This is a genomic window from Pseudomonas sp. 8_5_2, assembly GCF_059295255.1.
In genome coordinates, this window is record NZ_CM181238.1 from 5303164 (window position 1) to 5328642 (window position 25479).

The window sequence follows — 25479 nt, forward strand, 5'->3', positions numbered from 1 at the left end:
GGGCGCCACTTCGGTTGCGCCCATCAGCTGGTCAAACAGGAGGTTCCCATGAGAGGAACACGTATCTCTTTCTACAACCTGGCCTGGCGTTGGCACTTTTATGCGGGGCTGTTCGTAGCCCCGTTCATGATCCTGCTGGCAATTACCGGGATCATCTACCTGTTCAAGCCGCAGCTCGACCCGCTGCTGTACCGCGACCTGATGGTGGTCGAAGCCGGCCACCACCGACAGGGCGCCGACCTGATGCTGGCCGAAGTACGCCAGGCCTATCCCAAGGGCCACGTCGGCCAGTACCTGCCGCCGCTGAACGCCGAGCGCAGTGCGCAATTCGTGGTGCACGACGGCGGGCGCGAACTGAACGTATTTGTCGATCCTTACAACGGCAAGATCCTCGGCGAGCAGGACGGCAAGCAGAACCTGCAGGCCATCGCCCGCGCCCTGCATGGCGAATTGATGGTCGGGACGGTCGGTGACCGCCTGGTAGAGCTGGCAGCGGGCTGGGGCATCGTGCTGGTGGTATCGGGCCTTTACCTCTGGTGGCCGCGCGGACGCAGCAGCGCCGGTGTGTTGTGGCCGCGGTTTTCCGCCCGCGGGCGCTTGCTGTGGCGTGACCTGCACGCGGTAACCGGTTTCTGGGGGTCGGCTCTGTTGTTGCTGATGCTGGTCAGCGGCATGACCTGGACCGGCATGTGGGGCAAGCAGTACGCCGACTTGTGGAACCGCTTTCCGGCGGCCATGTGGAACGACGTACCCAAGTCGGACCAGCAGGCGCGCGAACTGAACAGCGCGCACCGCCAGACCGTACCCTGGGCAATGGAAAACACACCGATGCCACAGTCCGGTGCGCACGCCGAGCACGCTGGCCACCACATGATGTCGGACATGCCCGCAGCGCCCCAGGTCAGCGTGCAGCAGGTCGAGGACATTGCCACCTCGCGCCAGGTCGAGCCGGGCTACAGCATCACCCTGCCGACCACGGCAGACGGGGTGTTCACCATCGCCGTGTTCGCCGACGACCCACGCAACGACGCCACCCTGCATGTCGACCAGTACACCGGCAAGGTGCTGGCCGACGTGCGCTGGCAGGACTACAGCCCGGTCGCCCGCGCCACCGAGCTGGGGGTGATGCTGCATGAAGGCAAGATGTTCGGGGCATTCAACCAGATCATCATCCTGCTGGTGTGCCTGATGATCCTGCTGGGTTCGGTGAGCGGGCTGGTGATGTGGTGGAAGCGCAGGCCGGAAGGCGGCCTGGGCGTACCGCCTTTGCGTCATGACTTGCCGCGCTGGAAGGGGGCGGTGGGGGTGATGCTGCTGCTCGGCGTGATGTTCCCGCTGGTGGGCGTGTCGATGGTGGTGATGTGGGTGGTAGATAGCCTGGTGGTGAGGCGCCGCCGGTTGCTGGCCAGCGTCTGATTATTGTACTGCCTGTACCGGCCCTTTCGCGGGTGAACCCGCTCCCACAGGGACATCACAGGCCTGAAAACCTGTGATGATCCTGTGGGAGCGGGTTCACCCGCGAAGAGGCCGGCACAGACAGAACACTGGTACCCAAATGTAGAGTCGATCTGTCGCGCCCCGAACTGGAACGCGCGTGTTAGCCTACCCGGCTACCTCTGACAAGAAGACTGACCTCTACAAGGGAATGCAGCGTATGACGCAAACCTCACCGACCGCGCCAGATGAACAGCATCTGCAGCGCAACCTGACCAACCGCCACATCCAGCTGATCGCCATCGGCGGTGCAATTGGTACCGGGCTGTTCATGGGCTCGGGCAAGACCATCAGTCTGGCCGGGCCGTCGATCATCTTCGTCTACATGATCATCGGCTTCATGCTGTTCTTCGTCATGCGCGCCATGGGTGAACTGCTGCTGTCCAACCTCAACTACAAGTCGTTCATCGACTTCTCCGCCGACCTGCTCGGCCCTTGGGCCGGCTACTTTACCGGCTGGACCTACTGGTTCTGCTGGGTGGTCACCGGTATCGCCGACGTGGTCGCCATCGCCGCCTACACGCAGTTCTGGTTCCCCGACCTGCCGCAGTGGATACCGGCGCTGACCTGCGTGGGGCTGCTGCTGTCGCTGAACCTTGTCACCGTGAAGATGTTCGGTGAAATGGAGTTCTGGTTCGCCCTGGTCAAGATCGTCGCCATCCTCGGCCTGGTCGCTACCGGCCTGTACATGGTCATCACCGGCTTCACCTCGCCCAGCGGCAGCACCGCGCAGCTGGCCAACCTGTGGAATGACGGCGGCATGTTCCCCAATGGCCTGATGGGCTTCTTCGCCGGTTTCCAGATCGCCGTGTTCGCCTTCGTCGGCATCGAGCTGGTGGGTACCACCGCCGCCGAAGCAAAGAACCCGGAGCGCACCCTGCCGCGGGCGATCAACTCGATCCCGATCCGGATCATCGTGTTCTACGTGCTGGCGCTGATCGCGATCATGGCGGTTACGCCATGGCGCGATGTGGTGCCGGGCAAGAGCCCGTTCGTCGAGTTGTTCGTGCTCGCCGGCCTGCCTGCAGCGGCCAGCATCATCAACTTCGTGGTGCTGACCTCGGCGGCCTCGTCGGCCAACAGCGGCGTGTTCTCTACCAGCCGCATGCTCTACGGCCTGAGTCAGGAGGGTGATGCGCCCAAGGCGTTCGAGAAACTGTCGAGCCGCTCGGTACCCGCCAACGGCCTGTATTTCTCCTGCACCTGCCTGCTGCTGGGTGCGGTGCTGATCTACCTGGTGCCGAACGTGGTCGAGGCTTTCACCCTGGTCACCACCGTTTCGGCGGTACTGTTCATGTTCGTCTGGACGCTGATCCTGCTGTCGTACCTGAAGTACCGTCAAAACCGTGCGGCACTGCATCAGGCATCGAAGTACAAAATGCCGGGCGGGCGTTTCATGTGCTACGTGTGCCTGGTGTTCTTTGCCTTCATCCTGGTGCTGCTGAGCCTGGAGGCAGATACCCGCTCGGCCTTGCTGGTGACACCGATCTGGTTCGTGCTGCTGGCGGTGACCTATCAGTTCGTGCGCAGCAAGCGCCAGCCGCGCACGGCCGTACGCCATTCATCGAGCACCTCCGGGCACCGATGACCTGGCCGGGGCCTTGATCAAGCAAGGCCCTTGTTCTACCTCAGTCAGCGAAGCACTGCCAGGCTCACGAGGATGGGTGCTCTCCAGTTCGGATCGCTGTCATTGCGTGCCTCAAGGGTCACCGTACCGTTGTACCAACCCGGTGGTAGCTCGGGATTATCCAGTGCACTGTAACCGATGATCAGCTGCACCGGACCACCATCAAAATCGGGGTGGCATACAAGTGTGCTGTTCATAGTCGTCCGCGGGCAGCCCGAATTCTGCCGCATAGCCCTCAGATTGACAGATCGAGCTACCCCATCTTTCCCCGTCAATTTGGCGGTCAAGGTCGTCACGCCTGGGCCGCCATAGGTCAATGAAGTCGGGCCGACTTCACTGGAAAGTGCCACCACTCCGATTCTGGACCGCCCAGGTATGAAAGCCACGATTGCACTTGACTCTGGCTGGGTAGAAACATAGATAAGTCGGGTGCCTTCGAACGCGGGGCTGTATCCGCTCATCCGTCCCGCCTCCTCACGCCAGAGCCTGGCCATGTCGGCGGTCCTTGCATTTCCCAGAGGCCTGCCTCCATAAGTAACTTGAGGATTTGAGTAGTACGGTATGTTGTTGCCGCACAGCATGGTGTGAGCGCCACCGGAGGTCTGGTAGCCAAAGCGATAATTGTCCGCACCGGTTTCATTGCAGTGGTTACCGCCCACGTTATGGCCGACCTCATGCCGAAAGGCTAACGGATGATGAATGCTATTGACGCTGTCTGAGCCGGGTACATAAGCCATGCCGCCATAGGGTGAATTGTCGAAGTATCCCACATTGATATCGTGCTTATAGACCGGACGCAGCGGTGTCAGCATGTCCCTGACTTTCACCAGGCCAGTCCCGTCGACAGGAAGGTCAGTTTCGGTCACGCGGACACCTGCAAGGCGCAAAGAAACCCCTCCCACCTGTGAGTTTCGTAGCCCGAGGTTGGACGTCTCCAGTTGTGCCAGTGCGAATGCCACAGGATCGGCATTCAGCACCGCCAAGGCCTTCGTCGAAAACAGCATCAGGGCATCGATCTGGCCATCGTTGTCAGGTTTGTCAGCGCCCGGCACCTGCGCAGGCCCTGCGCGCTCCTTCAACGTATCCGCTTTCAGATAATCGTAAGCAGGTTCTTCAACAAAACGCCGCGATCCAGTTTTGTCGACAAAAAGCGCGCCACGCCGCCCAGGCCGGTCAATGATCGCCGTTATCGCCCCATCCTTGTCCGTGACCACCACCAACGAACCGTCGATCCTGCCCTTGAGAGGCTCTGCAAGGTTGCCGCTCTCGATCGCATAGCCTTGGACATTGCGTTGCGAATTGGTGTTGTGGAAGCGGTAGCCGCCCAATTCCTGTGCGACCGTTGCCCCGAGCGGGCTTTTTCCCATTATCGATTCTGCATCCTGCGCGCACCCGGCCAAGAGCAATAGCAGTGATGTCACCCACACAGCGGTCTTTGCCTTCCTGCATCCTGCATTCTTCATTGCCTGCATCTCCAGAAGTGGATTCGGGTCAGCACACGATAGGGATGCCATGCCCTTGCGCCTACTGGCAAAAATGCTAGGTACAGCCTGCTGCTAGTGTTGCGAGCAGCAAAGCTCCAACGCTGTGCACACAAACTCACCAGGCACCAATATGGCCCGGCATAACGCCCCAACGCCCCGCACGCCCCCTCTATTACGCACCTTCCGCCGTTAGGCACACCCCTTGCAAAGCCCCTCCCCGCTTGGCCAACCTATAAAAACCAGCGGAGAGAGCACATGAAGCGTCGCAGTCTGATCAAGGCCTTTACCCTCAGCGCATCGATTGCCGCAATGGGCCTGAGCTGGAGTATCCAGGCGGCCGAGACCATCAAGGTCGGCATCCTGCATTCGCTGTCGGGGACCATGGCCATTTCCGAGACCTCGCTCAAGGACATGGCGCTGATGACCATCGAGCAGATCAACGCCAAGGGCGGTGTGAACGGCAAGCTGCTCGAGCCGGTAGTGGTCGACCCCGCGTCAAACTGGCCGCTGTTTGCCGAAAAAAGCCGCCAGCTGCTGACCCAGGACAAGGTCGCAGTGGTGTTCGGCTGCTGGACCTCGGTATCGCGCAAATCGGTACTGCCGGTGTTCGAAGAGCTCAACGGCCTGCTGTTCTACCCGGTGCAGTACGAGGGTGAAGAGATGTCGCCGAACGTGTTCTACACCGGCGCCGCGCCCAACCAGCAAGCCATCCCCGCCGTGGACTACCTGATGAGCGAAGACGGCGGCAGCGCCAGGCGCTTCTACCTGCTGGGCACCGACTACGTCTACCCGCGCACCACCAACAAGATCCTGCGCGCCTTCCTGCACAGCAAGGGTGTGGCCGACAAGGACATCGAAGAGGTCTACACCCCGTTCGGCCACAGCGATTACCAGACCATCGTCGCCAACATCAAGAAGTTCTCCGCTGGCGGCAAGACCGCCGTCATCTCCACAGTCAACGGCGACTCCAACGTGCCGTTCTACAAGGAACTGGCCAACCAGGGCCTGAAGGCCACCGAGGTGCCGGTGGTGGCGTTCTCGGTAGGTGAAGAAGAGCTGCGCGGCATCGACACCAAGCCACTGGTGGGCCACCTCGCGGCGTGGAACTACTTCGAGTCGGTGGATAACCCGGTCAACCAGCAGTTCGTCGCCGACTGGAAAGCCTACGCCAAGGCCAAAGGCCTGCCCGGCGCCGACAAGGCGGTGACCAACGACCCGATGGAAGCCACCTACGTGGGCATCCACATGTGGGCCCAGGCGGTCGAGAAAGCCAAGTCCACCGACGTCGACAAGGTGCGCGAAGCGCTGGCCGGGCAGAGCTTCAAGGCACCCTCGGGCTTCACCCTGACCATGGACAAGAGCAACCACCACCTGCACAAGCCGGTAATGATCGGCGAGATCCAGGATGACGGGCAGTTCAGCGTGGTCTGGGAAACCGAGCAGCCGCTGCGGGCGCAGCCGTGGAGCCCGTTCATCCCGGGTAATGACAAGCGGCCGGACTATGCAGTGAAAGGTAATTGAGTGCCACTGGGGCTGCTTTGCAGCCCATTCGCCGGCAAGCCAGCTCCCACACGGAAAGCGCACCCTCAAGGCCTGTGAAGGACCTGTGGGAGCTGGCTTGCCGGCGATGAGGCCAACATCGATTTCCAGGATTACCCGCATGCTCAGACTGCTGCTCACCCTGCTCTTGCTGATCCCCCTGGCCACCCACGCCAGCGAGGGTGAATTCTTTCTCGCCGCCAAGCCCGCCGAGCAAGCCCGCCTGCTCGAAGGCTGGGCGGCACAACCCGATGCCGCGCGCCTGCCACTGCTGGAAAACCTGCGCCAAGGCCGAATTGCCACTGACGACACCCGCAAGCTGCGCCTGAACAACCGCCTGCGCGGCCTTATCGACAACGCCCTGGCCAGCCATCAACTGCTCAGCGACAACAGCGACACGCGCCTGGCCGCCGCGCAGCAACTGCAAAAGAGCGCACAGCCGGCACAAATGGCCTTTCTCGACCGGCGCTTCGCTGCCGAGCCGGACACTGCCGTGCACGCGGCCCTGGGCCTGGCCCTGGCCAACCTGCAACTGGGCGCCAGCGAACCTGCGGTACGCCTGGCCGCCGTGCGCCTGCTGGGTGAAACCGGCGACCCGCTGGCCCGCACCCGCCTCGAAGCCTTGCTGCAAGCCGATGCCGAAAGCGACCCGGGCGTGCGCACCGCCGCCGAAACCAGCCTGGCCCAGGTCAAGCGCAAGCTGCTGGTCGGCGAGCTGCTCGGCCAGGCGTTCAGCGGCCTGTCACTGGGCTCGATCCTGCTGCTGGCTGCACTGGGCCTGGCGATCACCTTCGGCCTGCTCGGGGTGATCAACATGGCCCACGGCGAAATGCTGATGCTTGGCGCCTACAGCACCTACATGGTCCAGGTGCTACTGCAGCGCCATGCCCCAGGGGCCATCGAGTTCTATCCGCTGATTGCCCTGCCGGTGGCCTTCGCCGTCAGTGCCGGGGTAGGCATGCTGCTGGAGCGCACGGTCATTCGCCACCTGTACGGCCGGCCGCTGGAAACCCTGCTGGCAACCTGGGGCATCAGCCTGATCCTGATTCAGGCCATCCGCCTGCTGTTCGGCGCGCAGAACGTCGAAGTCAGCAACCCGGCGTGGCTGTCGGGGGGCATCCAGCTGCTACCCAACCTGGTGCTGCCGTACAACCGACTGGTCATCATCGGCTTCGCCCTGGCCGTGGTACTGCTCACCTGGCTGTTGCTCAACCGCACGCGGCTGGGCCTGAACGTGCGGGCGGTCACCCAGAACCGCAACATGGCTGCCTGCTGCGGCGTGTCCACCGGGCGCGTCGACATGCTCGCCTTTGGCCTGGGCTCGGGCATCGCCGGGCTCGGCGGCGTGGCCTTGAGCCAGGTCGGCAACGTCGGCCCGGACCTGGGCCAGAGCTACATCATCGATTCGTTCCTGGTGGTGGTGCTTGGCGGTGTCGGGCAACTGGCCGGCAGCCTGTGGGCGGCCTTCGGCCTTGGCATCGCCAATAAACTGCTGGAGCCGCAGATCGGTGCCGTGCTCGGCAAGATCCTCATCCTTGCGCTGATCATTCTGTTCATCCAGAAACGCCCGCAAGGCTTGTTCGCCCTCAAGGGACGGGTAATCGACTGATGAACCAGCCACTGCTTGTCACCGCTACGCAAAAGGCCGGGCCACGGCTGTCGCTGGCCATCGGCACTGTCGTCGTCCTGCTGTTGCTGGCCCTGCCGCTGCTGTCGCTGCTGCCGGCCGAGCATGCCCTGCAGGTATCGGCCTACACCCTGACCCTGGTCGGCAAGATCCTCTGCTATGCCATCGTCGCCCTGGCCCTGGACCTGGTCTGGGGTTACGCCGGGCTGTTGTCGCTGGGGCACGGGCTGTTCTTCGCCCTGGGTGGCTACGCCATGGGCATGTACCTGATGCGCCAGGCCGCCGGCGACAGCCTGCCGGGGTTCATGACCTTTCTGTCGTGGACCGAGCTGCCGTGGTACTGGGCCGGCACCCAGCACTTCGCCTGGGCGCTGTGCCTGGTGGTCCTTGCACCCGGGCTGCTGGCGCTGGTGTTCGGCTGGTTCGCCTTCCGCTCACGCATCAAGGGCGTGTACTTCTCGATCATGACCCAGGCCCTGACCTTCGCCGGCATGCTGCTGTTCTTCCGCAACGAGACTGGCTTTGGCGGCAACAACGGCTTCACCAGCTTTCGTACCATCCTTGGCTTCGAGATTGCTGCGCAAGGCACCCGCGCGGCGCTGTTCCTGCTCACCGTCGGCCTGCTGCTGGCCAGCCTGTACCTGTGCTGGTGCCTGACCCGCAGCAAGTTCGGCCGCCTGCTTACCGCCGTGCGCGATGGCGAAAACCGCCTGATGTTCTGCGGCTACGACCCGCGTGGCTTCAAGCTGCTGGTGTGGGTACTCAGCGCCGTGCTGTGCGGCCTGGCCGGCGCGTTGTACGTCCCGCAGGTGGGCATCATCAACCCCAGCGAGATGTCACCGACCAACTCCATCGAAGCCGCCGTGTGGGTCGCCCTTGGCGGGCGCGGCACGTTGATCGGCCCGCTGCTGGGTGCGGGGCTGGTCAATGGCATGAAGAGCTGGTTCACCGTGGCCTTCCCGGAATTCTGGCTGTTCTTCCTCGGCGCGCTGTTCATCCTCGTTACCCTGTACCTGCCCAAGGGCGTAGTCGGCCTGTTGAAGAAAAGGAACCAGCCATGAGAGGCGTGCCCCCGGTACACCCCGAATTCATGCTCGAGCCGGTGTTCGACAACCTCGGCAGCGGCCGTGAGGCGATAGGCCTGGGCCAGCGCCGCAAGGCCGGCCTCGACACCCGCCACGGCACGGTGCTGAGCCTGGAAGACATCAGCGTCAGCTTCGATGGGTTCAAGGCGCTCAACGCGCTCAACCTGTACATCGGCGTGGGTGAACTGCGCTGCATCATCGGCCCCAATGGCGCCGGCAAGACCACGATGATGGACGTGATCACCGGCAAGACCCGCCCCGACAGTGGCACGGCCTACTTCGGCGACACCCTCGACCTGACCGGCATGAGCGAGTATCAGATCGCGCAGGCCGGCATTGGCCGCAAGTTCCAGAAGCCGACGGTATTCGAAGCACTGACGCTGTTCGAGAACCTGGAGCTGGCGCTGAAGGCCAATAAATCGGTGTGGGCGAGCCTGGCGGCCCGTTTGAGCGCTGAACAGCGCCAGCGCATCGACGAAGTGCTGACCACCCTGCGCCTGCTGCCCTTGGCCCAGCGCCAGGCAGGCCTGTTGTCGCATGGGCAAAAGCAGTTTCTGGAGATCGGCATGCTGCTGGTGCAGGAGCCGCAATTGCTGTTGCTGGACGAACCGGTGGCCGGCATGACCGACGCCGAAACCGAATTTACCGCCGAGCTGTTCAAGGGCCTGGCTGGCAAGCATTCGCTGATGGTAGTGGAACATGACATGGGCTTTGTCGGCAGCATTGCCGACCATGTGACCGTGTTGCACCAGGGCAGTGTGCTGGCCGAGGGTTCGCTGGAGCAGGTGCAGGCGGATGAGCGGGTGGTCGAGGTGTATCTGGGCCGCTAGATCTTCAAAGCTGTGCCGGCTCTATCGCCGGCAAGCCAGCTCCCACAGAACCCCCACAGGCCTCGGAGCTTGTGCTTTACCTGTAAGAGCTGGCTTGCCAGCGATAGGGCCGGCACAGGCACAGCAAACCTTTCAGGAACACCGACATGCTCAAGATCGACACCCTGCACCAGTACTACGGCGGCAGCCACATCCTGCGCGGCCTGTCCTTCGAAGCCAAGGTCGGTGAAGTCACCTGCCTGCTCGGCCGCAACGGCGTCGGCAAGACCACCCTGCTGCGCTGCCTGATGGGCCTGGTGCCCACCCGCGACGGCAGCATCGAATGGGAAGGCCAGCCGATCACCACGCTCAAACCCCAGCAACGAGTTCATGCCGGTATCGCTTATGTGCCACAGGGCCGCGAGATATTCCCGCGGCTGACGGTGGAAGAAAACCTGCTGATGGGCCTGTCGCGTTTTTCTGCACGTGAAGCGCGGGAGGTGCCAGCCTTCATCTACGAACTGTTCCCGGTGCTGGAGCAGATGAAGCAGCGCCGTGGCGGCGACCTGTCTGGCGGCCAGCAGCAACAACTGGCCATCGGCCGCGCCCTGGCCAGTCGCCCGCGCCTGCTGATCCTCGACGAGCCCACCGAAGGCATCCAGCCCTCGGTGATCAAGGAAATCGGTGCGGTCATCCGCCGCCTGGCCGAACGCGGCGACATGGCTATCCTGCTGGTGGAGCAGTTCTACGACTTTGCCGAAGCGCTGGCCGACCAGTACCTGGTCATGGCCCGGGGCGAGATCGTGCAGCGCGGCCGCGGTGAAAACATGCAGGCCGAAGGTGTGCGTGGGCTGGTAACCATTTAATCTGCACACAACGACCCTGCGAGATGCTGTGATGAGTGACCGAATCCGCGATGCCCTGCCCGCCGACCTGCCGGGCATCCTCGAGATCTACAACGATGCCGTACGCCATACCACGGCGATCTGGAACGAGACCCCGGTGGACCTGGCCAACCGCCAGGCCTGGTTCGAGGCGCGGGCGCAGCAGGGCTATCCGATCCTGGTGGCGGTAGATGACAGCGGCGTGCTGGGTTATGCGTCGTTTGGCGACTGGCGGCCTTTCGAAGGTTTTCGCCAGACCGTGGAGCACTCGGTGTATGTCCGTGATGACCAGCGTGGCAAAGGGCTGGGCCCGCTGTTGATGGCGGCGCTGATAGAACGGGCGCGCAGCTGCGGCAAGCATGTGATGGTGGCGGCCATCGAAAGCGGCAATGCGGGCTCGATGCGCCTGCATGAGCGGCTGGGATTTGTGGTGACCGGGCAGATGCCACAGGTGGGGGTGAAGTTTGGCCGGTGGCTGGATTTGATCTTCATGCAGTTGGTGTTGAACCCGGGGGCTGAACCGAGCTGAGTTTGATGCTTGCAGGCCTGGCCTCTTCGCGGGTAAACCCGCTCCCACAGGGACCGCACATTTCCCGAAACCTGTGCTGCACCTGTGGGAGCGGGTTTACCCGCGAAGAGGCCAGGCCTGCAACCGTTACAGCTGGGTAAACCTGCCCAACCGTTGCTTCAGCATGCTGTTCTCACTGCGCAACTGCTGCACTTCCTGCAGCAGCTCCAGCGCCAGCGCCACCCCTTCCCACTCCAGCTCCAGCTCCTGATGCAGCTTCACCGCGCGCTTGGCCACCAGCGGCGCCTGATCGTCAAACAGCCAGTCATCCGGCGTTCGCCCGGAAGGCTCGACAATGCCGTGCTCGACGATTTCGATCACGTAGTCAGCCGTGACATCGGCTTCCTGACACAGGGTATGCATGTCCAGTTGAACGATCAGGGTGCTGCTCATGATCACTTACTCCATTGTGTCCTCGGGTCGAACGCAGCCTTCTCGGAAAGCTTGCTCCACAGTTCGCGGGCAGCCTCGTCGGAGGCAGGCGGCATGACCACTTTCAGCTGCGCATAAAGGTTCCCGCGCTCGCCGTTCTTGTTCGCCAGGCCCATGCCCGGCACGCGCAGGCGCTGGCCGCTCTGGCTGTCGGGGCGAATGGTCAGGTTGATCCTGCCGGTCAGGGTCGGCACCGCGACCTTGGTCCCCAGGGCAGCCTCCCACGGTGCCAGTGGCACGGTGATGATCAGGTCATGACCTTCGACATCGAACAGCGGGTGCGGTGCCATGCGGATGGTCAGGAACAGATCGCCATTGGCGCCGCCACCACTGCCCGGCGCGCCCTGGCCTTTCAGGCGGATGCGTTCGCCGTCGGTTACCCCAGCCGGAATCTTCACGTTCAGGGTCTTGGTGGTAAAACCGGTGCGCTGGCCCATGGCATTGGTTTGCGGCACCTGGAAGCTGATCTGCTTGGATTCCTTGCTCAGGGTTTCCTCGAGGAACACCGCCAGTTCAAGCTCCACATCCTGCCCTCGTCTGCCGGCACTGCGTTGTTGTTGCCGGCCACCGCCGCCACCGCCGAACGGGCTGCCGCCGCGTGCGCCAAAAATCGAGCTGAAGAAGTCGGAAAAATCACCGCCCTCGAAGCCACCTGCGCCGGCACCGCCGCGGTTTTCCCAACCAGGTGGTGCCTGGAACGGCCGGCCATGCTGGCCGCCATATTTGCGAATTTCGTCGAACTCGGCACGTTTCTGCGCGTCACCGAGCACTTCGTAGGCCTCGTTGGCCTCCTTGAACTTGTCCTCGGCGTCGCGCTCCTTGCTGACATCGGGGTGATACTTGCGCGCCAGCTTGCGGTACGCGGCCTTGATCGCCTTGTCGTCCGCCGTGGGCTCTACGCCGAGTATCTTGTAATAGTCTTTGAAGTCCATCTGTGGATCACCAATGTGAATGTGCGTGTTGCAACAGAAGATGCAACTGTAGATTGGGGTCAAGCATAGCCTTTCAAGACCGCCTTGGGGTTGCGCCATGGCAGACGACTGGTCTTGATTCTGTAGCCAAGTGGCATAAACTGCGCGGCCGTTTTGCCTCCGGAAGCTTATTTCCCATGTCTGACGTATCCCCGGCCCGCGCCCTGGGCATCGACTTTGGCACCTCAAACTCCACGGTCGGCTGGCACCGCCCTGGCGTGGAGTCGCTGATTGCCCTGGAAGACGGCAAGATCACCTTGCCCTCGGTGGTGTTCTTCAACATCGAAGAGCGTCGCCCGGTGTATGGCCGCCTGGCGCTGCACGAGTACCTGGAGGGCTACGAAGGCCGCCTGATGCGCTCGCTGAAAAGCCTGCTGGGCTCCAAGCTGATCAAGCACGACACCAGCGTGCTGGGCAGCGCGTTGCCGTTCAAGGACCTGCTGGGCATGTTTATCGGCGAGCTGAAAAAGCGCGCCGAAGCCGCCGCAGGTCGCGAATTCGACCAGGTGGTGCTGGGGCGCCCGGTGTTCTTCGTCGACGAAGACACCGCCGCCGACCAGGAGGCCGAAGACACCCTGGCCGACGTAGCCCGCAAGATCGGCTTCAAGGACGTGTCGTTCCAGTACGAGCCGATTGCCGCGGCCTTCGACTATGAGTCGAGCATCAGCCGCGAAGAGCTGGTGGTGATCGTCGACATCGGCGGTGGTACCTCCGACTTCACCCTGATCCGCCTGTCGCCCGAGCGCCATCTGGTAGCCGAACGTCAGGACGATATCCTCGCCACCGGCGGCGTGCACATTGGCGGTACCGACTTCGACAAGCAACTGAGCCTGCAGGGCGTCATGCCGTTGTTCGGCTACGGCAGCCGCATGAAGAGCGGCGCGCTGATGCCTACCAGCTACCACCTCAACCTGGCCACCTGGCACACCATCAACGCCCTGTACTCGCAGAAGTCGCAGCTGGCGCTGGGCAGCATGCGCTACGACATCGAGGACAGCTTCGGCATCGACCGACTGTTCAAGCTGATCGAGCAGCGTGCGGGGCACTGGCTGGCGATGGAAGTGGAAGCCAGCAAGATCGAGCTGACCGAGCATGACAGCCGCATCATCGACCTGCGCCGTGTCGAGCCTGAGTTGAAGGCGGAACTGACCCGTGTGCTGTTCGAAGAGGCCATCGAAAGCCTGCTGGAACGCGTGCGCGGTAGCGTGAGCGAACTGCTGGCCAAGGCCGGCGTCAGCGAAGCCCAGGTCGACACGGTGTTCTTCACCGGTGGCTCCAGCGGCATTCCGGCACTGCGCAACAGCGTGGCAGCGATGTTGCCGAATGCGCGACATGTGGAAGGCAATATCTTTGGCAGCATCGGTAGCGGGCTGGCCATCGAGGCGCGCAAGCGTTACGGCGTGGCCTGAGCCATTTTGGGGCTGCTTTGCAGCCCATCGCGACACAAGGCCGCTCCTACAGGAAACCGCGCATTCATTGGATGGACGCGGTCGCCTGTAGGAGCGGCCTTGTGTCGCGATGGGCCGCAAAGCGGCCCCCAGCAATCTGTCAGACCAGCTCCGCCCGCCGCAACTCGCTTTTCAGGTAGGCATAGTAGACCGGCCCTGCCACCACCCCCGGCAGCCCGAACGCCGCCTCGAACACCAGCATCGCCAGCAACAGCTCCCAGGCCTTGGCACTGATCTGCCCGCCGACGATCCGCGCGTTGAGGAAGTACTCGACCTTGTGGATGACGATCAGGTAACCCAGTGCCGCCGCCGCGACCCAGATCGACAGCGACAGACCGACGATGGTGATCAGGGTATTGGACATCAGGTTGCCGATCACCGGCAGCAGCCCCAGCAGGAAGGTCAGCACGATCAGCGTCTTGGTCAGCGGCAGGTGCACGCCGAACAGCGGCAATACCACGGCCAGGAAAATACCGGTGAACGCGGTATTGAGCAGCGAGATCTTGATTTGCGCGAAGACGATGTTGCGAAACGCCCGCACCAGCAGGGCGAGGCGCTCGAACAGCGCTGCCGCTAGGGGCTTGCGCCGGGAGATATCGGGTATGCGCTGCAGGGCGACTATGGCCCCGAGGATCATGCCGATCAGCAGGGTGACGAACATGTGCGCCATGCCCTTGCCCACCAGCTGCAGGTCGCTCAGGTGGCTCTTGAGCCAGTCGCCGATGGCCACCTTGAACTCCGCCGCGCTGGCCGGCAGGTAACCCTCGATGAACGGCGGCAACTGCCCGCGGGCACGCTCCACCAAGGCCATGAACTTGTCCAGCGAAGCCCCTGGGTTTTCCGCTTCGTGCAGCAAAAAGCTGAAAGCACCGGCAATCAGCAGCGACAGGGTCAACACCACCAGCGTGCCCAGCAATGCCACCGCCAGCCAACGCGCGCGTTGCCCGGCGATCAGCGGCTGCAGCCGCGGGGTGAGCATGTTGACCAGCTCGAACACCAACAGGCCAGCCAGCAGGCTCGGCAGCAATTTCAGGGGCAACGCCAGCAGCAGGCCGGCAAACACGATGATCCAGCTGGCCAGGGTGACCTGGCGGGGGGTGAAGGTCATACAGCCTCAACGGCAGACAACGGGAAAGACCCGCAGTCTGCCAGCCTTGAGGCTGCAGGCATAGGCGCAGGTCATTTCTTCTTCAGGCAGTCACTCATGTATGCCTTGCGCTCGTCACCCTTGAGCGCCTTGGTGGTGGCGTCGGCGTTGCAGGTTTTCATTTTGTCTTGCTGGGTCTGCGGCACGCTCTTCTTCAGGCAGGTGCTCATGAAGGCTTTGCGCTCGTCACCTTTGAGTTCCTTGGCGGTGGCGTCGGCATTACAGGTTTTCATCTTTTCCTGCTGTGCAGTATTGGCGGCGAAGCCTTGGGCGCTGAACAACACCGCCAGCGCCAGCAATGGAATGTGCAGCAATCTCATGGAGTGGTCTCCTTGGCTCCGCGCCCGATGCACGGGGGTCGAGCTGAGTGTAGCCAAGAATTGTCAGCGCCCTGCCCGCGCCTGCCGGCGGTACTGCTCGGGGGTGCACCGGGCCTGGCGCTGGAACATGGCGATGAACGCCGAAGCGCTGCTGTAGCCAAGGTCGAAGGCAATCGCCTGAATCGGCAGGCCTGCCTCCAGCGCTTCGATGGCGCGCAGAAAACGCAGGCGCAAGCGCCACTCGCCAAAGCTGATGCCCAACTCGCGCAGGAACTGCCGGGCCAGGGTGCGCTCGCTGACATGCACGCGGGCCGCCCAGTCGGCCAGCGGACGGTTGTCACCCGGCTCGGCGCTGAGCGCGTCGAGCACCTGGCGCAGGCCATCGCTCTGGGCAAATGGCAGGTAGCAAGCCTGGGTGGGCGCCAGCAACAGCTGGTCCAGCAGTACTTGAGCCAGGCGTTGGTCGCGCTCGTCTGCGGCTACCTGCAGGTCGCGGCGAGCGAAGTCGGCCAGGATGGCCTTGAGGATGTCACTGATCATCAGGCTGCATGGCTGCTGCGGCAGAGCTGCACACAGGCGGCGGTCCAGGTAGACCGAGCGGTAGACGATGGCCTGGGGGTTGTAGCAGCCATGCACAGTATCGGGGGGGACCCACACGGCGTAGTGCGGCGGTGATAGAAAGCGCTGGCCGGCGACCTCCAGGTGCATCACGCCATGGGCGGTGTAGTTGAGCTGGCCCCAGGCGTGCTGGTGCAGGGCGCTGTGGGTGTCGGCGCCGAACTCGTCGTGGCGGAAGTACACCGGGGCCGGGAGCTGGGCGAACTGGGGGATATCGAGGTATTTGCGCTGCATGTCAGTTTAGCAGGGTGGGTTGTCCGGTTAAGAGTATAGGCTTTTAGACAGACAATCGATAATACAGGCCTATCGAGGGCCTGCTCTGCAGCCCCAATCAGGCCGAAACGAGTAATCCGCTCAATGAACTACCTCTTCCCCCTCACCGCCATCCTTATCTGGGCCGGCAACACCGTGGTCACCAAGATGTCCGCCGGGGCCATCCACCCTGCCGAGATCGGCTTCTATCGCTGGCTGTTGGCCGGCCTGCTGTTCACCCCATTCCTGCTGCCCGCCGTGTGGCGCAACCGCGCGGCCATCCGCCCGCACCTGGCCAAGGTAGGCCTCCTCGGCGTACTGGGCATGGCGATGTACCAGAGCCTGGCCTACTTCGCCGCCAGCATCACCAGCGCCACCAACATGGGCATCATCCTCTCGCTGATGCCGCTGATGTCGCTGGCTCTGTCCATCGCCTGGCTGGGTCAACGCCTGAGCTACGGTGCATTGCTGGGCGCAGTGGTGTCGTTTGTCGGCGTGCTCGAAGTGGTCAGCGCCGGCCACCCGGCCAGCCTGCTTGATCAAGGCCTGAACAGCGGCGACCTGCTGATGCTGGTGGCCACCCTGGCCTACGCGTTATACAGCTTCCTGCTGAAGAAATGGCAGCTGCGCCTACCGCCGCTGCAGCTGCTGTACCTGCAAGTGCTGGTGGCGATCATCGTGCTGTTGCCGCTGTTTCTGCTGTCGGACAAAACCGGGCTGAACAGCCGCAACGTCGGTCTGGTGCTGTACGCCTGTGTGCTGGCGTCGATGATCGCGCCACTGCTGTGGATGCAGGCCGTGCACCGCCTGGGGCCAACCCGCACCACGCTGTTCTTCAACCTGCTGCCGCTGGTCACTGCACTGATCGCTGCAGTGGTACTCGACGAGCAACTGGCCAGCTACCACCTGGCCGGCGGCCTGATGACCCTGGCAGGGGTGGTGCTGGCCGAGCGCTGGACCACGCCGATTCGCCGCTAGAGCCCCGCAGCCTTGAGCCGAGCCGCATGTTCGGTAAACAGCCGCACTGGCTCGGCGCCTTTGCCCACTGCGCCGAGTGACTGGTTGACGATGTCCAGGTGGTCGAGCGGGTAATCGTCGCCGATCACCTGCCCCAGGTGCGAGCTGAAGCGCCCGACCATGCCGTCGCACTGGCCTTTTTCCTTGACGAAACTGCGGGCGAACAGGCGACAGAAGCGGTTGCTGCCGTCAAAACGGTTGCGGCCCTGGTCGGTCAGGCCAGGCTGCAAGGTGCCCGACCAGGAGTAATAGCGCACGCCATTCACCTCGTAGGCCCCCTCCCCGCCCCAGGCCTGCGGCAGCCCCTGTGGATAAGCCTGGTTGAACAGTGCTACCCCGGCGCTGGTCAGCGACTGATGCGAGGCATGCACATCCACCGGCAGCGGGTCCCGGCGCCAACCGGTCTCCAGCCACACCAGCAGTACGGCAAGACCATGCAACACGGCCTTGAGGATCCGCCCTTGGGGTGAATCGCCCGGTGCCGTGCGTTCAAGGTGATCCGCCAGCTCGGAGCCGTGGTTGGGCCCCGCCACCGAGGTGACCGAGGCTACCCGAGCAGGCCGCTTGGCCGCCGCATAACGCGCGTCCAGGGCACCCTGGCTGTGGCCGATGAGGTTGACCTTGTCGGCACCTGTGCGCTGGCAGATGTCTTCGATGATCATCAACAACTGCTCACCGCGCACTTCACTGCAATGCAGCGGTGAAACCTGCACCGCAAACACCTGCGCCCCACCTTTGCGCAGCGCTGGCACGATGCCGAACCAGTAGGGGTAAAGCACCGCCCGGACAAACCCGAGCATGCCCGGCACCAGCACCAGCGGGTATCGCGTGGCCAATTCCTGCTGCATTGCCCTGCCCCTTTCCGTGGACGACCGGCCAACACTACAGCGCCGATCATGACCATCGCAATCGAACTCCCGGCGCGCGTTGCGGTTCCAAACCACACAGACCCTTTGCAAGGAGCGGGACCATGTACAAGCAGACCCTGGCAATCCTTCTGGCAAGCGCCACCCTGGCCGCCTGCGGCAGCCGCCCGGAAAACCCGGTGGACTACGTCACCTACCGTGATGAACCGCTGGTCAAGCAGGTGGAGCATGGCATGACCATGCAGAAGGTGATCGCCATCGGCGGCAGCCCGTCGAACGTGATCGACCTGCCGCACGGGGGTACCTGCAACGACTACATCCTCAACCGCGACGGCAAGCAGCAGCCCTACTACGTGCGCTTCGACGCCACCGGTCATGTCGATGCCAAGGGCTTCAAGACCTGCAAACAACGCGAAGAAGACAGCGAAGCCGTCCCCGGCGCGTAAGTCTTTCAGAACATGCCCATGACCACCCTGATGCTTTCGGAGATGAACATGAATGCGACTGAACTGACCGATGTTAAAACCCTGCGTGAACGTGCCCGCCAGCATGTCGAGCAAGGCGCGGTGACCGAGGGTTACCACGCTGACCGCCAGGAGATCCTGCGCCTGCTCAACGAGTCGCTGGCCACCGAGCTGGTGTGCGTCTTGCGCTACAAGCGGCACTACTTCATGGCCAGCGGTATCAAGGCCAGCGTGGCTGCCAGCGAGTTCCTGGAGCACGCCAATCAGGAAGCCGAGCACGCTGACAAACTTGCCGAGCGGATCGTGCAATTGGGGGGCGAGCCGGATTTCAACCCGGACAACCTGACCAAGAATTCCCACGCCCAGTATGTGGCGGGCAATTCGTTGAAGGAGATGGTGCTGGAGGATCTGGTAGCGGAGCGGATTGCCATCGACAGCTACCGCGAGATCATTCAGTACATTGGGGATAAGGACCCGACTACGCGGCGTATCTTCGAGGACATCCTGGCGCAGGAAGAAGAGCACGCGGACGACATGTCCGACCTGCTGCAAGGGCTGTAATCGCAAGGGGCTGCTTTGCAGCCCATTCGCAGGCAAGCCAGCGCCCACAAGTACCGCGCAAAGCCCAGGCTTTCGCAATACCTGTGGGCGCTGGCTTGCCTGCGAATGGGCCGCAAAGCGGCCCTCTGCTATTTCCGCCCCTTCACCGCCGCCGGTGCTTTCCCGGCTTTCATCTGCTGCAACAACGGTGTGCACTGGTTGGGATCATCGCCGCTGCTAGGTGCAATCAGCGCCAGCAACCCTGCCGCCGGCCCGGCCACCACACCCAAGGCCACCATCCCCGCCCCACGCAACGCCAGCGGCACTGCCTGCACCCCGGCACTCGGCTTGGCGAACGGCCCGCGTACATACAGCGGCGAACGCAGCGAGAACAGCCTCAACCCTTTCGATTCCGGCGTGACTTTCAGGTCCAGCTGCTCACTGGCGAAATTGGCCGTGCCGTTGATGTAGATGATCGCGTTCTCGGTATCGAAGATAAACAGCCGCGTACTCGCAAGACCGTCCTTGATACCCACATCGGCGGCCGCGCAGTTGATTTTCACGTCCTCGTCGCCAAACAGCTTGCCGACCACATAGTTACCCACGTTCAACCCGGCGATCTCCATCAGGCTGCGGCTGATGGCGCCATCGTTGATCAGCATGCGCAGATCCCCGTTCGCGGTGCCCAGCAGGGCCGCCACCGAATTGCCCCGGCCGCTGATGTCGGCATCACCGTTGAGCTCGCCAAAGCTGGTTTGCATCGGCGCGAAGGTAGGGAACAGTTGCTTGAGCTTGAAGCCACGTGCCGTCAGCCGGGCGCGGCCTTGCAGCGGCACGTTGCGGCCATCCAGGCGCACCTTGGCCGCCAGATTGCCGCCAGCCACCCCGAAGCGCAGCGGCTCCAGGCGCAGCAGGCCGTCGTCCAGGATCACATGGGCCGACAGATCGGTGAACGGCAGTTGTGCGCTGTGTACGATGCGTTTACCGGCAAAAGTGACGTCGGCGTCCATGGCGCGCCAGCGCTCGGTGCGGAACTCTTCCACCGGCAGCACCTTGCCGCTCGGCTGCTTGCTGGCACCGCCGCGGGCCTTCTGCTCGGCGTTGGAGTCGGCGCCGATCAGCGGCGCCAGGTCCTTGAACAGCAACTGGTTGGACACCAGGTTGCCCGACAGCTTTGGCCGTGGCTGGCTGGCGACGAAGGCCAGATCACCGTGAATGTCGCTGTCGCCGATCTTGCCGTTGAAGCCCTGGTAATTGAACGTCGCCCCTTGCGGCGCATGCAGGTTGGCGTTCAGGTGGCCGTCGGTGGAATAAGCCGGGGTGTCGGGCAACGTCACCCCGGTCAACGGGTAGAGGTTGCCCAGGCTGGCACCGGACAGGCGCAGGCGCAGGTCGAGAGCCCCGAGGTTGCGTGGGTCGGTCAGGGTACCGGCGAGCACCACATGGGTGTCGGCAATGCGCACGTCGGCCTGCAGCGGGAACGGCTGGCTGGCGTCCTGCAGGGCCAGCAGGCCGCCGATCTTGCCGGTACCGGCAACCGGCTGGCCTTTGTAACGGCCCTGGGCCTTGAGGCCGAAGGCGTAATCCTGCGCACCGCCGGCTTTGTCGGCGCTGGCCTTGCCGACAATGTCGCTGAACGGGATCGGCTTGCCCAGCGGGTCGATCTGCACCTTCATGCTGGTTTTCAGGGTCTGGTCGTCGAAGCTGACATTGCCTTGGTCGAACCCGATGGCACCGATATCCAGCTGCCACTTGGAGGGTTCTGCGTTTTCATCCTTGGGGCCAAAGTCGAAGGTCCAGTTGGCCCGGCCATCGGCCAGGCGGGTAAGGCTGGCGGTGGGCCTGGTCAGGTCGATGCGCGGGATGCTGATCTGCTGGAACAGCAACGGCAACGGTGCCAGGCGGAACTCGACACGCTCCAGACCGACCATCTTCGGCTCCTTGAGCCATTCGGGGTTGCCCAGGGTCAGGTCTTCGGCAATGAAGTGCGGCCACGGCACCCAGGCCCGCCAACCACCTTCTTCAGGCTCGGTACGCCAATGCACGGCGAGGTTGCCATTGATGGCGAAGGGCCGGTGCAAGGCTTCGGAGACCTTCTCGTTCAGCAGCGGTTTGACGCGGTTCCAGTCAAAGGTGGCGATGACCACCACCAGGATCGCCAAGAGGGTCAGGAGGGTGGCGAGGGTCCAGACGAGGATTCTGGCGGGACGCGTCATTGCGTGATTCTCCTTGCGATATGACACAAAACAGGCGCTGCGATGGCGTTCACTAGTTCGGACTGATGAAAACCCGTGGGGTTTTATCGGTGGCGCCATGATAGCGAAGTTTTTCCGGGCCTTTTGCTCGGCAATGGATCGCGCCAGGCCGCGCGTGTTACCCGAGTACCGCACAGCGGGCTGCCGCCCCTTGAGCTGAAAAGCGCTACCTAGACGCGTTGCGAACCTCTATCAATACGGTCGATTGTTACCATTACCCGTATGAACTTCTCTCTGGCGTTACCCGGCGTAGCATTGGCTTCGTACCCACTTTCCAGCCCCCGAGAGGAGCACCGAGTCATGAAACGCCATCTTCTGAGCCTGACCCTGTCCCTTCTGGCTGCCAATGCCTTTGCCCTGCCAGCCAGCGAGCAACACCTGACCGCCGAATCACACTCCAGCGCTGTCGAAATCGCCCAGCCGCTGAAAACCGTTGCCGAAGGTGGTTCAGATCGCCTGATCGAGCGCACTGGCCGCGTTGCCGAAGGTGGCTCGGATCGCCTGATCGAACGCACTGGCCGCGTTGCCGAAGGTGGCTCGGATCGCCTGATCGAACGCACTGGCCGCGTTGCCGAAGGTGGCTCGGATCGCCTGATCGAACGCACTGGCCGCGTTGCCGAAGGTGGCTCGGATCGCCTGATCGAACGCACTGGCCGCGTTGCCGAAGGTGGCTCGGATCGCCTGATCGAACGTACTGGCCGGCTTGCCGAAGGTGGCTCGGATCGCCTGGTTGAAATCAGCCGTGTGAGCTGATCGCCATGGCCGAAAAGAACAACCTCTGTCACAACGCTTGCTCCCCTCCAGGCCCGGTCCATTGACCGGGCTTTGTTTTTTTATCTAGAGTGCCCAGCCTTACCGTCATAGAAGCCCGCAACATGCTGCCGCGCGCCGAACAGAAACTACAGACCCGCCAGGCCCTGCTCGATGCCGCCTGCCTGCTGATGGAGAGTGGCCGTGGTTTCGGCAGTATCAGCCTGCGTGAAGTGGCGAAGACAGCCGGCATCGTGCCCACCGGTTTCTACCGACACTTTACCGACATGGACGCCCTGGGCCTGGCCCTGGTGGCCGAGATCGACACTACCTTCCGCCAGACCATCCGCCTGGTGCGGCAAAACGAATTCGAACTGGGCGGCATTACCGATGCATCGGTGCGCATCTTCCTCGATGTCGTGGCCGCCCACCGTGCACAGTTCCTGTTTCTGGCCCGTGAGCAGTACGGCGGATCACATGCCGTGCGCCAGGCTATCGCGCGCCTGCGCCAGGACATCAGCGACGACCTGGCCACTGACCTGGCACGCATGAAGCGCTGGCAGCATCTTGACAACGCAGCGCTGGCGGTGATGGCCGACCTGGTGGTGAAGACAGTGTTTGCTACCCTGCCGGAGCTTATCGACAGCCCCGATGCGGGTTATCCACAGGCGCTGACGCCGCAGGAAAAGATCACCCAGCAGCTGCGCTTCATCTTTGTCGGGGCGCGGCATTGGCAGGGGCTTGGCAACCGGAGCTGATCGCTAACCTGTGGCAGCTGGCTTGCCGGCCACAGGCTACCGAAAACCGCAGTTCTGCTACCATGGCGCCCTGCCCGACAGCGACGAGCGCCGAAATGTCCGACCCCCGCCCTACTCTCCCCGAACTGGCCCGCTTCACCCAGCACTTCGCCGAATGCATCGTGCCAATGTGGCAAGGCCCGGGCTGGAATGCCGACATGGCCCTGCCCTATGAAGCCCTGGACGCCCAGCATCTGCCCTTGCCGGTGCAGCGCTACCGGGCCATGGCCTGCGCGCGCCAGCTGTACCTGTTCAGCAGCCGCATCGGGCAACCCGGCGCGGCAGAACGTGCGGCAGCCTTGTTCCGTTCGCTGCAAAAACACTTCCACGACGCCGAACACGGTGGCTGGTTCTATAGCATCGATGCCCAGGGCAAACCGCTGGACCGGCGCAAGGACCTGTACACCCACGCCTTTATCGTCTTCGCCTGCGCGCATTACTGGGGCAAGGTGCGTGAGCACCTGGTCGAGTCCACCCTGGATGCCGCGCTGGACATCATCAACCAGCAGTTCGCCCGCGACGATGGTCTTTTTGAGGCCAGCCTGGGTGAAGACTGGGGCAACCTGGGCAGCGGTGCGCTGCAAAATCCGCAGATGCACCTGGCCGAGGCCTTCTTGCAGGTGCTGGCCGTACGTGACGACGAACATGCCAGACAGTCGCTGCTACAGCTCTGCGAAGCGCTTGAGGCAAACTTCATCGAACCGGTCCACGGCGTGATGCTGGAAAAGCCACTCGGCGCTGTGGATAACTGGTTCGAACCCGGGCACCAGTTCGAGTGGTTCTATTTGCTGCACACCTCGGCGCTGCTGCGTGACACGCCGCTGCATGCGTCCATCGACCGGGCTTTCGGGTTTGCCGAACAGCAGGGGGTCAAGCAGGGCGCGGTGCTGGCGATGCTGGATGTGGATGGCAAGGTGCTTGATGCCACCCAGCGCGTCTGGGCACAGGCGGAATACCTGCGGGCGCTGGTGTTGCGGGCTGGGGGCGAGGCAAGGTTGCCGCGGCAGTTGCAGGTGCTGGAGGCCAGGTTCCTGCGGGACGCGGGCTGGTACGAGTGCCGCGATGGTGACGGGGCGGTAAGCCGGCATGATATGCCTTCCACAACCCCCTACCATTTGGCGACCTGCCTGGAAGGGTTGCAGCGCTTGGGCTGACGGAATCGCCGGCAAGCCAGGCTCCCACAGGTACTGCACAGCTCTGAAAATCTGTGGTGTACCTGTGGGGGCCTGGCTTGCCGACGATTGGCCCTCGGATCAGCCCTTGACCGACCGGTCGATCGACAGCCCTGCCCAATCCTGGCTCACCGGCATCAGCTCCAGGCTGTTGATGTTGATATGCGCCGGCTGGTTGAGAATCCAGAAAATGGTCTCGGCAATGTCCTGCGGCTGGATCGGTTCGGCGCCAGCATAAGTAGCGTCGTACTTGGCCTGATCCCCGCCGAAGCGCACCAGCGAGAACTCGCTTTCACACAGGCCCGGTTCGATATTGCTCACGCGCACACCCGTGCCTCGCAGGTCGCAGCGCAGGCTCAACGAGAACTGGCCGACAAAGGCCTTGGTACCGCCATACACGTTGCTGCCTGGGTACGGGTAGTTGCCCGCCACCGAACCGACGTTGAGAATCGACGCCCCGCGGCCATGGGCGATCAGCCGTGGGAGCAGCAGGCGTGTGGTGTACATCAGGCCCTTGATGTTGGTGTCGACCATGGTTTCCCAGTCGTCCAGGCTGCAGTTCTGCGCGGCATCCACACCCAGCGCGAGGCCGGCATTGTTGACCAGGCCACGAATTTTCTCGAAACCGGCCGGCAGGTTGCCGATGGCTTGCTCCATGGCTTTGCGGTCACGTACGTCGAGCACCAGGCCATGCAGTTCGGTCTTGGCTGACAGTTCGGCACACAGGGCATCCAGGCGTTCCTTGCGACGGCCGGTTAGTACCAGCTTCCAGCCCGCTTCGGCAAAGCGCCGCGCGGTGGCCTCGCCAAAACCTGAAGTGGCGCCAGTGATGAATACGGTGGACGTCATGCTCTGTTCCTCACGGTGGGTTGTGGTCGGCAGTTTTGCAGCATGCCCGCGCCGGACGCCGACAGCAAGTTATCCAGGCCGCTGGTCATTTTTTGTTCATATCCGGCAAAGCCTTGCAGTAGAAGGCTCGCAGCCAGCTATGCGCATGTTATCCACAAGCCTTTCCCCACGGATTGGGGGCAACTTGTCCACCGCGCGGAACCCTTTCAGCTAATGATGGTCGGTGGATATCTTCTAGATGATGGCGCAAGGCTTTCAAGCATGCCGCCTGCAGCCGTCTGTCCAAGGTTTTTGCACAGAGTTGTCCACAGGATTTGGCCGTCACTCACGGCGCTTGCAGGGCATTGATAATCCTGGGAATTCATCCACAGGGGGGCATCTGATCAAAAAATGATCACAGCCCTACAAGCCTTGCCATCAAAGGGATTCAGCGAGGTGCTACCATGTTTTCCACAGGCGGTTCC

24 protein-coding genes are annotated in these 25479 nt (G+C 62.9%); 15 read left to right on the top strand and 9 right to left on the bottom strand.

From position 1 onward, the window contains the following. The first annotated feature begins 48 nt into the window (after positions 1–48). Together AC5O5R_RS24305 and cycA are read left to right on the top strand one after the other, a co-directional pair. Complete coding sequence (locus tag AC5O5R_RS24305) at positions 49–1416, top strand: PepSY-associated TM helix domain-containing protein (RefSeq protein WP_172227306.1); 1368 nt, start codon at positions 49–51, stop codon at positions 1414–1416. A gap of 238 nt (positions 1417–1654) precedes the next feature. After that, the gene (gene cycA / locus AC5O5R_RS24310; protein WP_494511738.1) at positions 1655–3082 is read left to right on the top strand and encodes a D-serine/D-alanine/glycine transporter; all 1428 of its coding nucleotides are present in this window, start codon (positions 1655–1657) and stop codon (positions 3080–3082) included. Positions 3083–3126: 44 nt separating this feature from the next. Here the strand turns inward: cycA and AC5O5R_RS24315 are convergent, their stop codons facing one another. Next, on the bottom strand, positions 3127–4584 hold the full coding sequence (locus AC5O5R_RS24315; protein WP_494511739.1) for a hypothetical protein: 1458 nt from the start codon (positions 4582–4584) through the stop codon (positions 3127–3129). A gap of 276 nt (positions 4585–4860) precedes the next feature. Between AC5O5R_RS24315 and urtA the strand changes: the two genes are divergently transcribed. The 6 genes from urtA (at position 4861) to AC5O5R_RS24345 (ending at position 11078) form a co-directional block, all read left to right on the top strand. Then, entirely contained in the window at positions 4861–6126 is a 1266-nt protein-coding gene (urtA, locus tag AC5O5R_RS24320) for an urea ABC transporter substrate-binding protein (RefSeq protein WP_172227310.1), read from the top strand. Positions 6127–6232: 106 nt separating this feature from the next. After that, positions 6233–7753, top strand: coding sequence for an urea ABC transporter permease subunit UrtB (gene urtB, locus AC5O5R_RS24325; RefSeq protein WP_494514783.1), 1521 nt, complete (start codon positions 6233–6235; stop codon positions 7751–7753). Next, complete coding sequence (gene urtC / locus AC5O5R_RS24330) at positions 7753–8832, top strand: urea ABC transporter permease subunit UrtC (protein WP_494511740.1); 1080 nt, start codon at positions 7753–7755, stop codon at positions 8830–8832. The genes urtB and urtC overlap by 1 nt, the downstream gene beginning before the upstream one ends. Continuing rightward, positions 8829–9686: an urea ABC transporter ATP-binding protein UrtD gene (gene urtD, locus AC5O5R_RS24335; RefSeq protein ID WP_172228596.1), complete on the top strand. Its 858-nt coding sequence runs from the start codon at positions 8829–8831 to the stop codon at positions 9684–9686. The genes urtC and urtD overlap by 4 nt, the downstream gene beginning before the upstream one ends. Before the next feature lie 146 nt (positions 9687–9832). Next, on the top strand, positions 9833–10531 hold the full coding sequence (urtE, locus tag AC5O5R_RS24340; RefSeq protein ID WP_172228598.1) for an urea ABC transporter ATP-binding subunit UrtE: 699 nt from the start codon (positions 9833–9835) through the stop codon (positions 10529–10531). A 31-nt stretch (positions 10532–10562) separates the two neighbouring features. After that, the gene (locus AC5O5R_RS24345; RefSeq protein WP_494511741.1) at positions 10563–11078 is read left to right on the top strand and encodes a GNAT family N-acetyltransferase; all 516 of its coding nucleotides are present in this window, start codon (positions 10563–10565) and stop codon (positions 11076–11078) included. A gap of 126 nt (positions 11079–11204) precedes the next feature. On the opposite strand, the gene AC5O5R_RS24350 is transcribed toward AC5O5R_RS24345, so the two are convergent. Both AC5O5R_RS24350 and cbpA read right to left on the bottom strand, forming a co-directional pair. Further along, the gene (locus tag AC5O5R_RS24350; protein WP_494514784.1) at positions 11205–11510 is read right to left on the bottom strand and encodes a chaperone modulator CbpM; all 306 of its coding nucleotides are present in this window, start codon (positions 11508–11510) and stop codon (positions 11205–11207) included. Positions 11511–11512: 2 nt separating this feature from the next. Next, a complete protein-coding gene (gene cbpA, locus AC5O5R_RS24355; RefSeq protein WP_172228604.1) occupies positions 11513–12481 on the bottom strand; it encodes a curved DNA-binding protein in 969 nt (322 codons plus the stop codon). Between the two features lie 176 nt (positions 12482–12657). Here cbpA and AC5O5R_RS24360 point away from each other — a divergent pair, with 176 nt between their 5' ends. Continuing rightward, positions 12658–13929, top strand: coding sequence for an Hsp70 family protein (locus AC5O5R_RS24360; protein WP_494514785.1), 1272 nt, complete (start codon positions 12658–12660; stop codon positions 13927–13929). Between the two features lie 139 nt (positions 13930–14068). Here AC5O5R_RS24360 and AC5O5R_RS24365 read toward each other — a convergent pair whose 3' ends face one another. The 3 genes from AC5O5R_RS24365 to AC5O5R_RS24375 form a co-directional block, all read right to left on the bottom strand. Then, positions 14069–15076, bottom strand: coding sequence for an AI-2E family transporter (locus AC5O5R_RS24365; RefSeq protein WP_172228608.1), 1008 nt, complete (start codon positions 15074–15076; stop codon positions 14069–14071). A gap of 71 nt (positions 15077–15147) precedes the next feature. After that, positions 15148–15435 (bottom strand): PsiF family protein, encoded by a 288-nt coding sequence (locus AC5O5R_RS24370; RefSeq protein ID WP_172288306.1) that lies wholly within the window; start codon positions 15433–15435, stop codon positions 15148–15150. 63 nt (positions 15436–15498) lie between these two features. After that, entirely contained in the window at positions 15499–16287 is a 789-nt protein-coding gene (locus AC5O5R_RS24375) for an AraC family transcriptional regulator (RefSeq protein ID WP_172228612.1), read from the bottom strand. A gap of 123 nt (positions 16288–16410) precedes the next feature. Here AC5O5R_RS24375 and AC5O5R_RS24380 point away from each other — a divergent pair, with 123 nt between their 5' ends. Beyond that, positions 16411–17283, top strand: coding sequence for a DMT family transporter (locus AC5O5R_RS24380; protein WP_494514786.1), 873 nt, complete (start codon positions 16411–16413; stop codon positions 17281–17283). Here the strand turns inward: AC5O5R_RS24380 and AC5O5R_RS24385 are convergent. After that, positions 17280–18170: an esterase/lipase family protein gene (locus tag AC5O5R_RS24385; protein ID WP_172288689.1), complete on the bottom strand. Its 891-nt coding sequence runs from the start codon at positions 18168–18170 to the stop codon at positions 17280–17282. The two genes, AC5O5R_RS24380 and AC5O5R_RS24385, sit on opposite strands and share 4 nt — an antisense overlap. 122 nt (positions 18171–18292) lie before the next feature. Between AC5O5R_RS24385 and osmE the strand changes: the two genes are divergently transcribed. Then, positions 18293–18634, top strand: coding sequence for an osmotically-inducible lipoprotein OsmE (osmE, locus tag AC5O5R_RS24390; RefSeq protein WP_172233139.1), 342 nt, complete (start codon positions 18293–18295; stop codon positions 18632–18634). Between the two features lie 48 nt (positions 18635–18682). Next, on the top strand, positions 18683–19213 hold the full coding sequence (locus AC5O5R_RS24395; protein ID WP_172233136.1) for a ferritin-like domain-containing protein: 531 nt from the start codon (positions 18683–18685) through the stop codon (positions 19211–19213). A gap of 128 nt (positions 19214–19341) precedes the next feature. On the opposite strand, the gene AC5O5R_RS24400 is transcribed toward AC5O5R_RS24395, so the two are convergent. Further along, complete coding sequence (locus tag AC5O5R_RS24400) at positions 19342–21408, bottom strand: AsmA family protein (protein ID WP_494514787.1); 2067 nt, start codon at positions 21406–21408, stop codon at positions 19342–19344. Between the two features lie 339 nt (positions 21409–21747). On the opposite strand from AC5O5R_RS24400, the gene AC5O5R_RS24405 reads away from it, so the two are divergent. From AC5O5R_RS24405 to AC5O5R_RS24415, 3 genes are all read left to right on the top strand, one after another. After that, positions 21748–22200 carry a phage infection protein gene (locus tag AC5O5R_RS24405; RefSeq protein WP_494514788.1) on the top strand — a complete coding sequence of 151 codons (453 nt, stop codon included), beginning with the start codon at positions 21748–21750 and terminating at the stop codon, positions 22198–22200. A gap of 122 nt (positions 22201–22322) precedes the next feature. Then, the gene (locus AC5O5R_RS24410) at positions 22323–22955 is read left to right on the top strand and encodes a TetR family transcriptional regulator (RefSeq protein WP_172226789.1); all 633 of its coding nucleotides are present in this window, start codon (positions 22323–22325) and stop codon (positions 22953–22955) included. Positions 22956–23050: 95 nt separating this feature from the next. Continuing rightward, positions 23051–24148: an AGE family epimerase/isomerase gene (locus AC5O5R_RS24415; RefSeq protein WP_494514789.1), complete on the top strand. Its 1098-nt coding sequence runs from the start codon at positions 23051–23053 to the stop codon at positions 24146–24148. Positions 24149–24247: 99 nt separating this feature from the next. On the opposite strand, the gene AC5O5R_RS24420 is transcribed toward AC5O5R_RS24415, so the two are convergent. After that, on the bottom strand, positions 24248–25015 hold the full coding sequence (locus AC5O5R_RS24420; protein ID WP_494514790.1) for an SDR family oxidoreductase: 768 nt from the start codon (positions 25013–25015) through the stop codon (positions 24248–24250). Positions 25016–25479 lie beyond the last annotated feature (464 nt).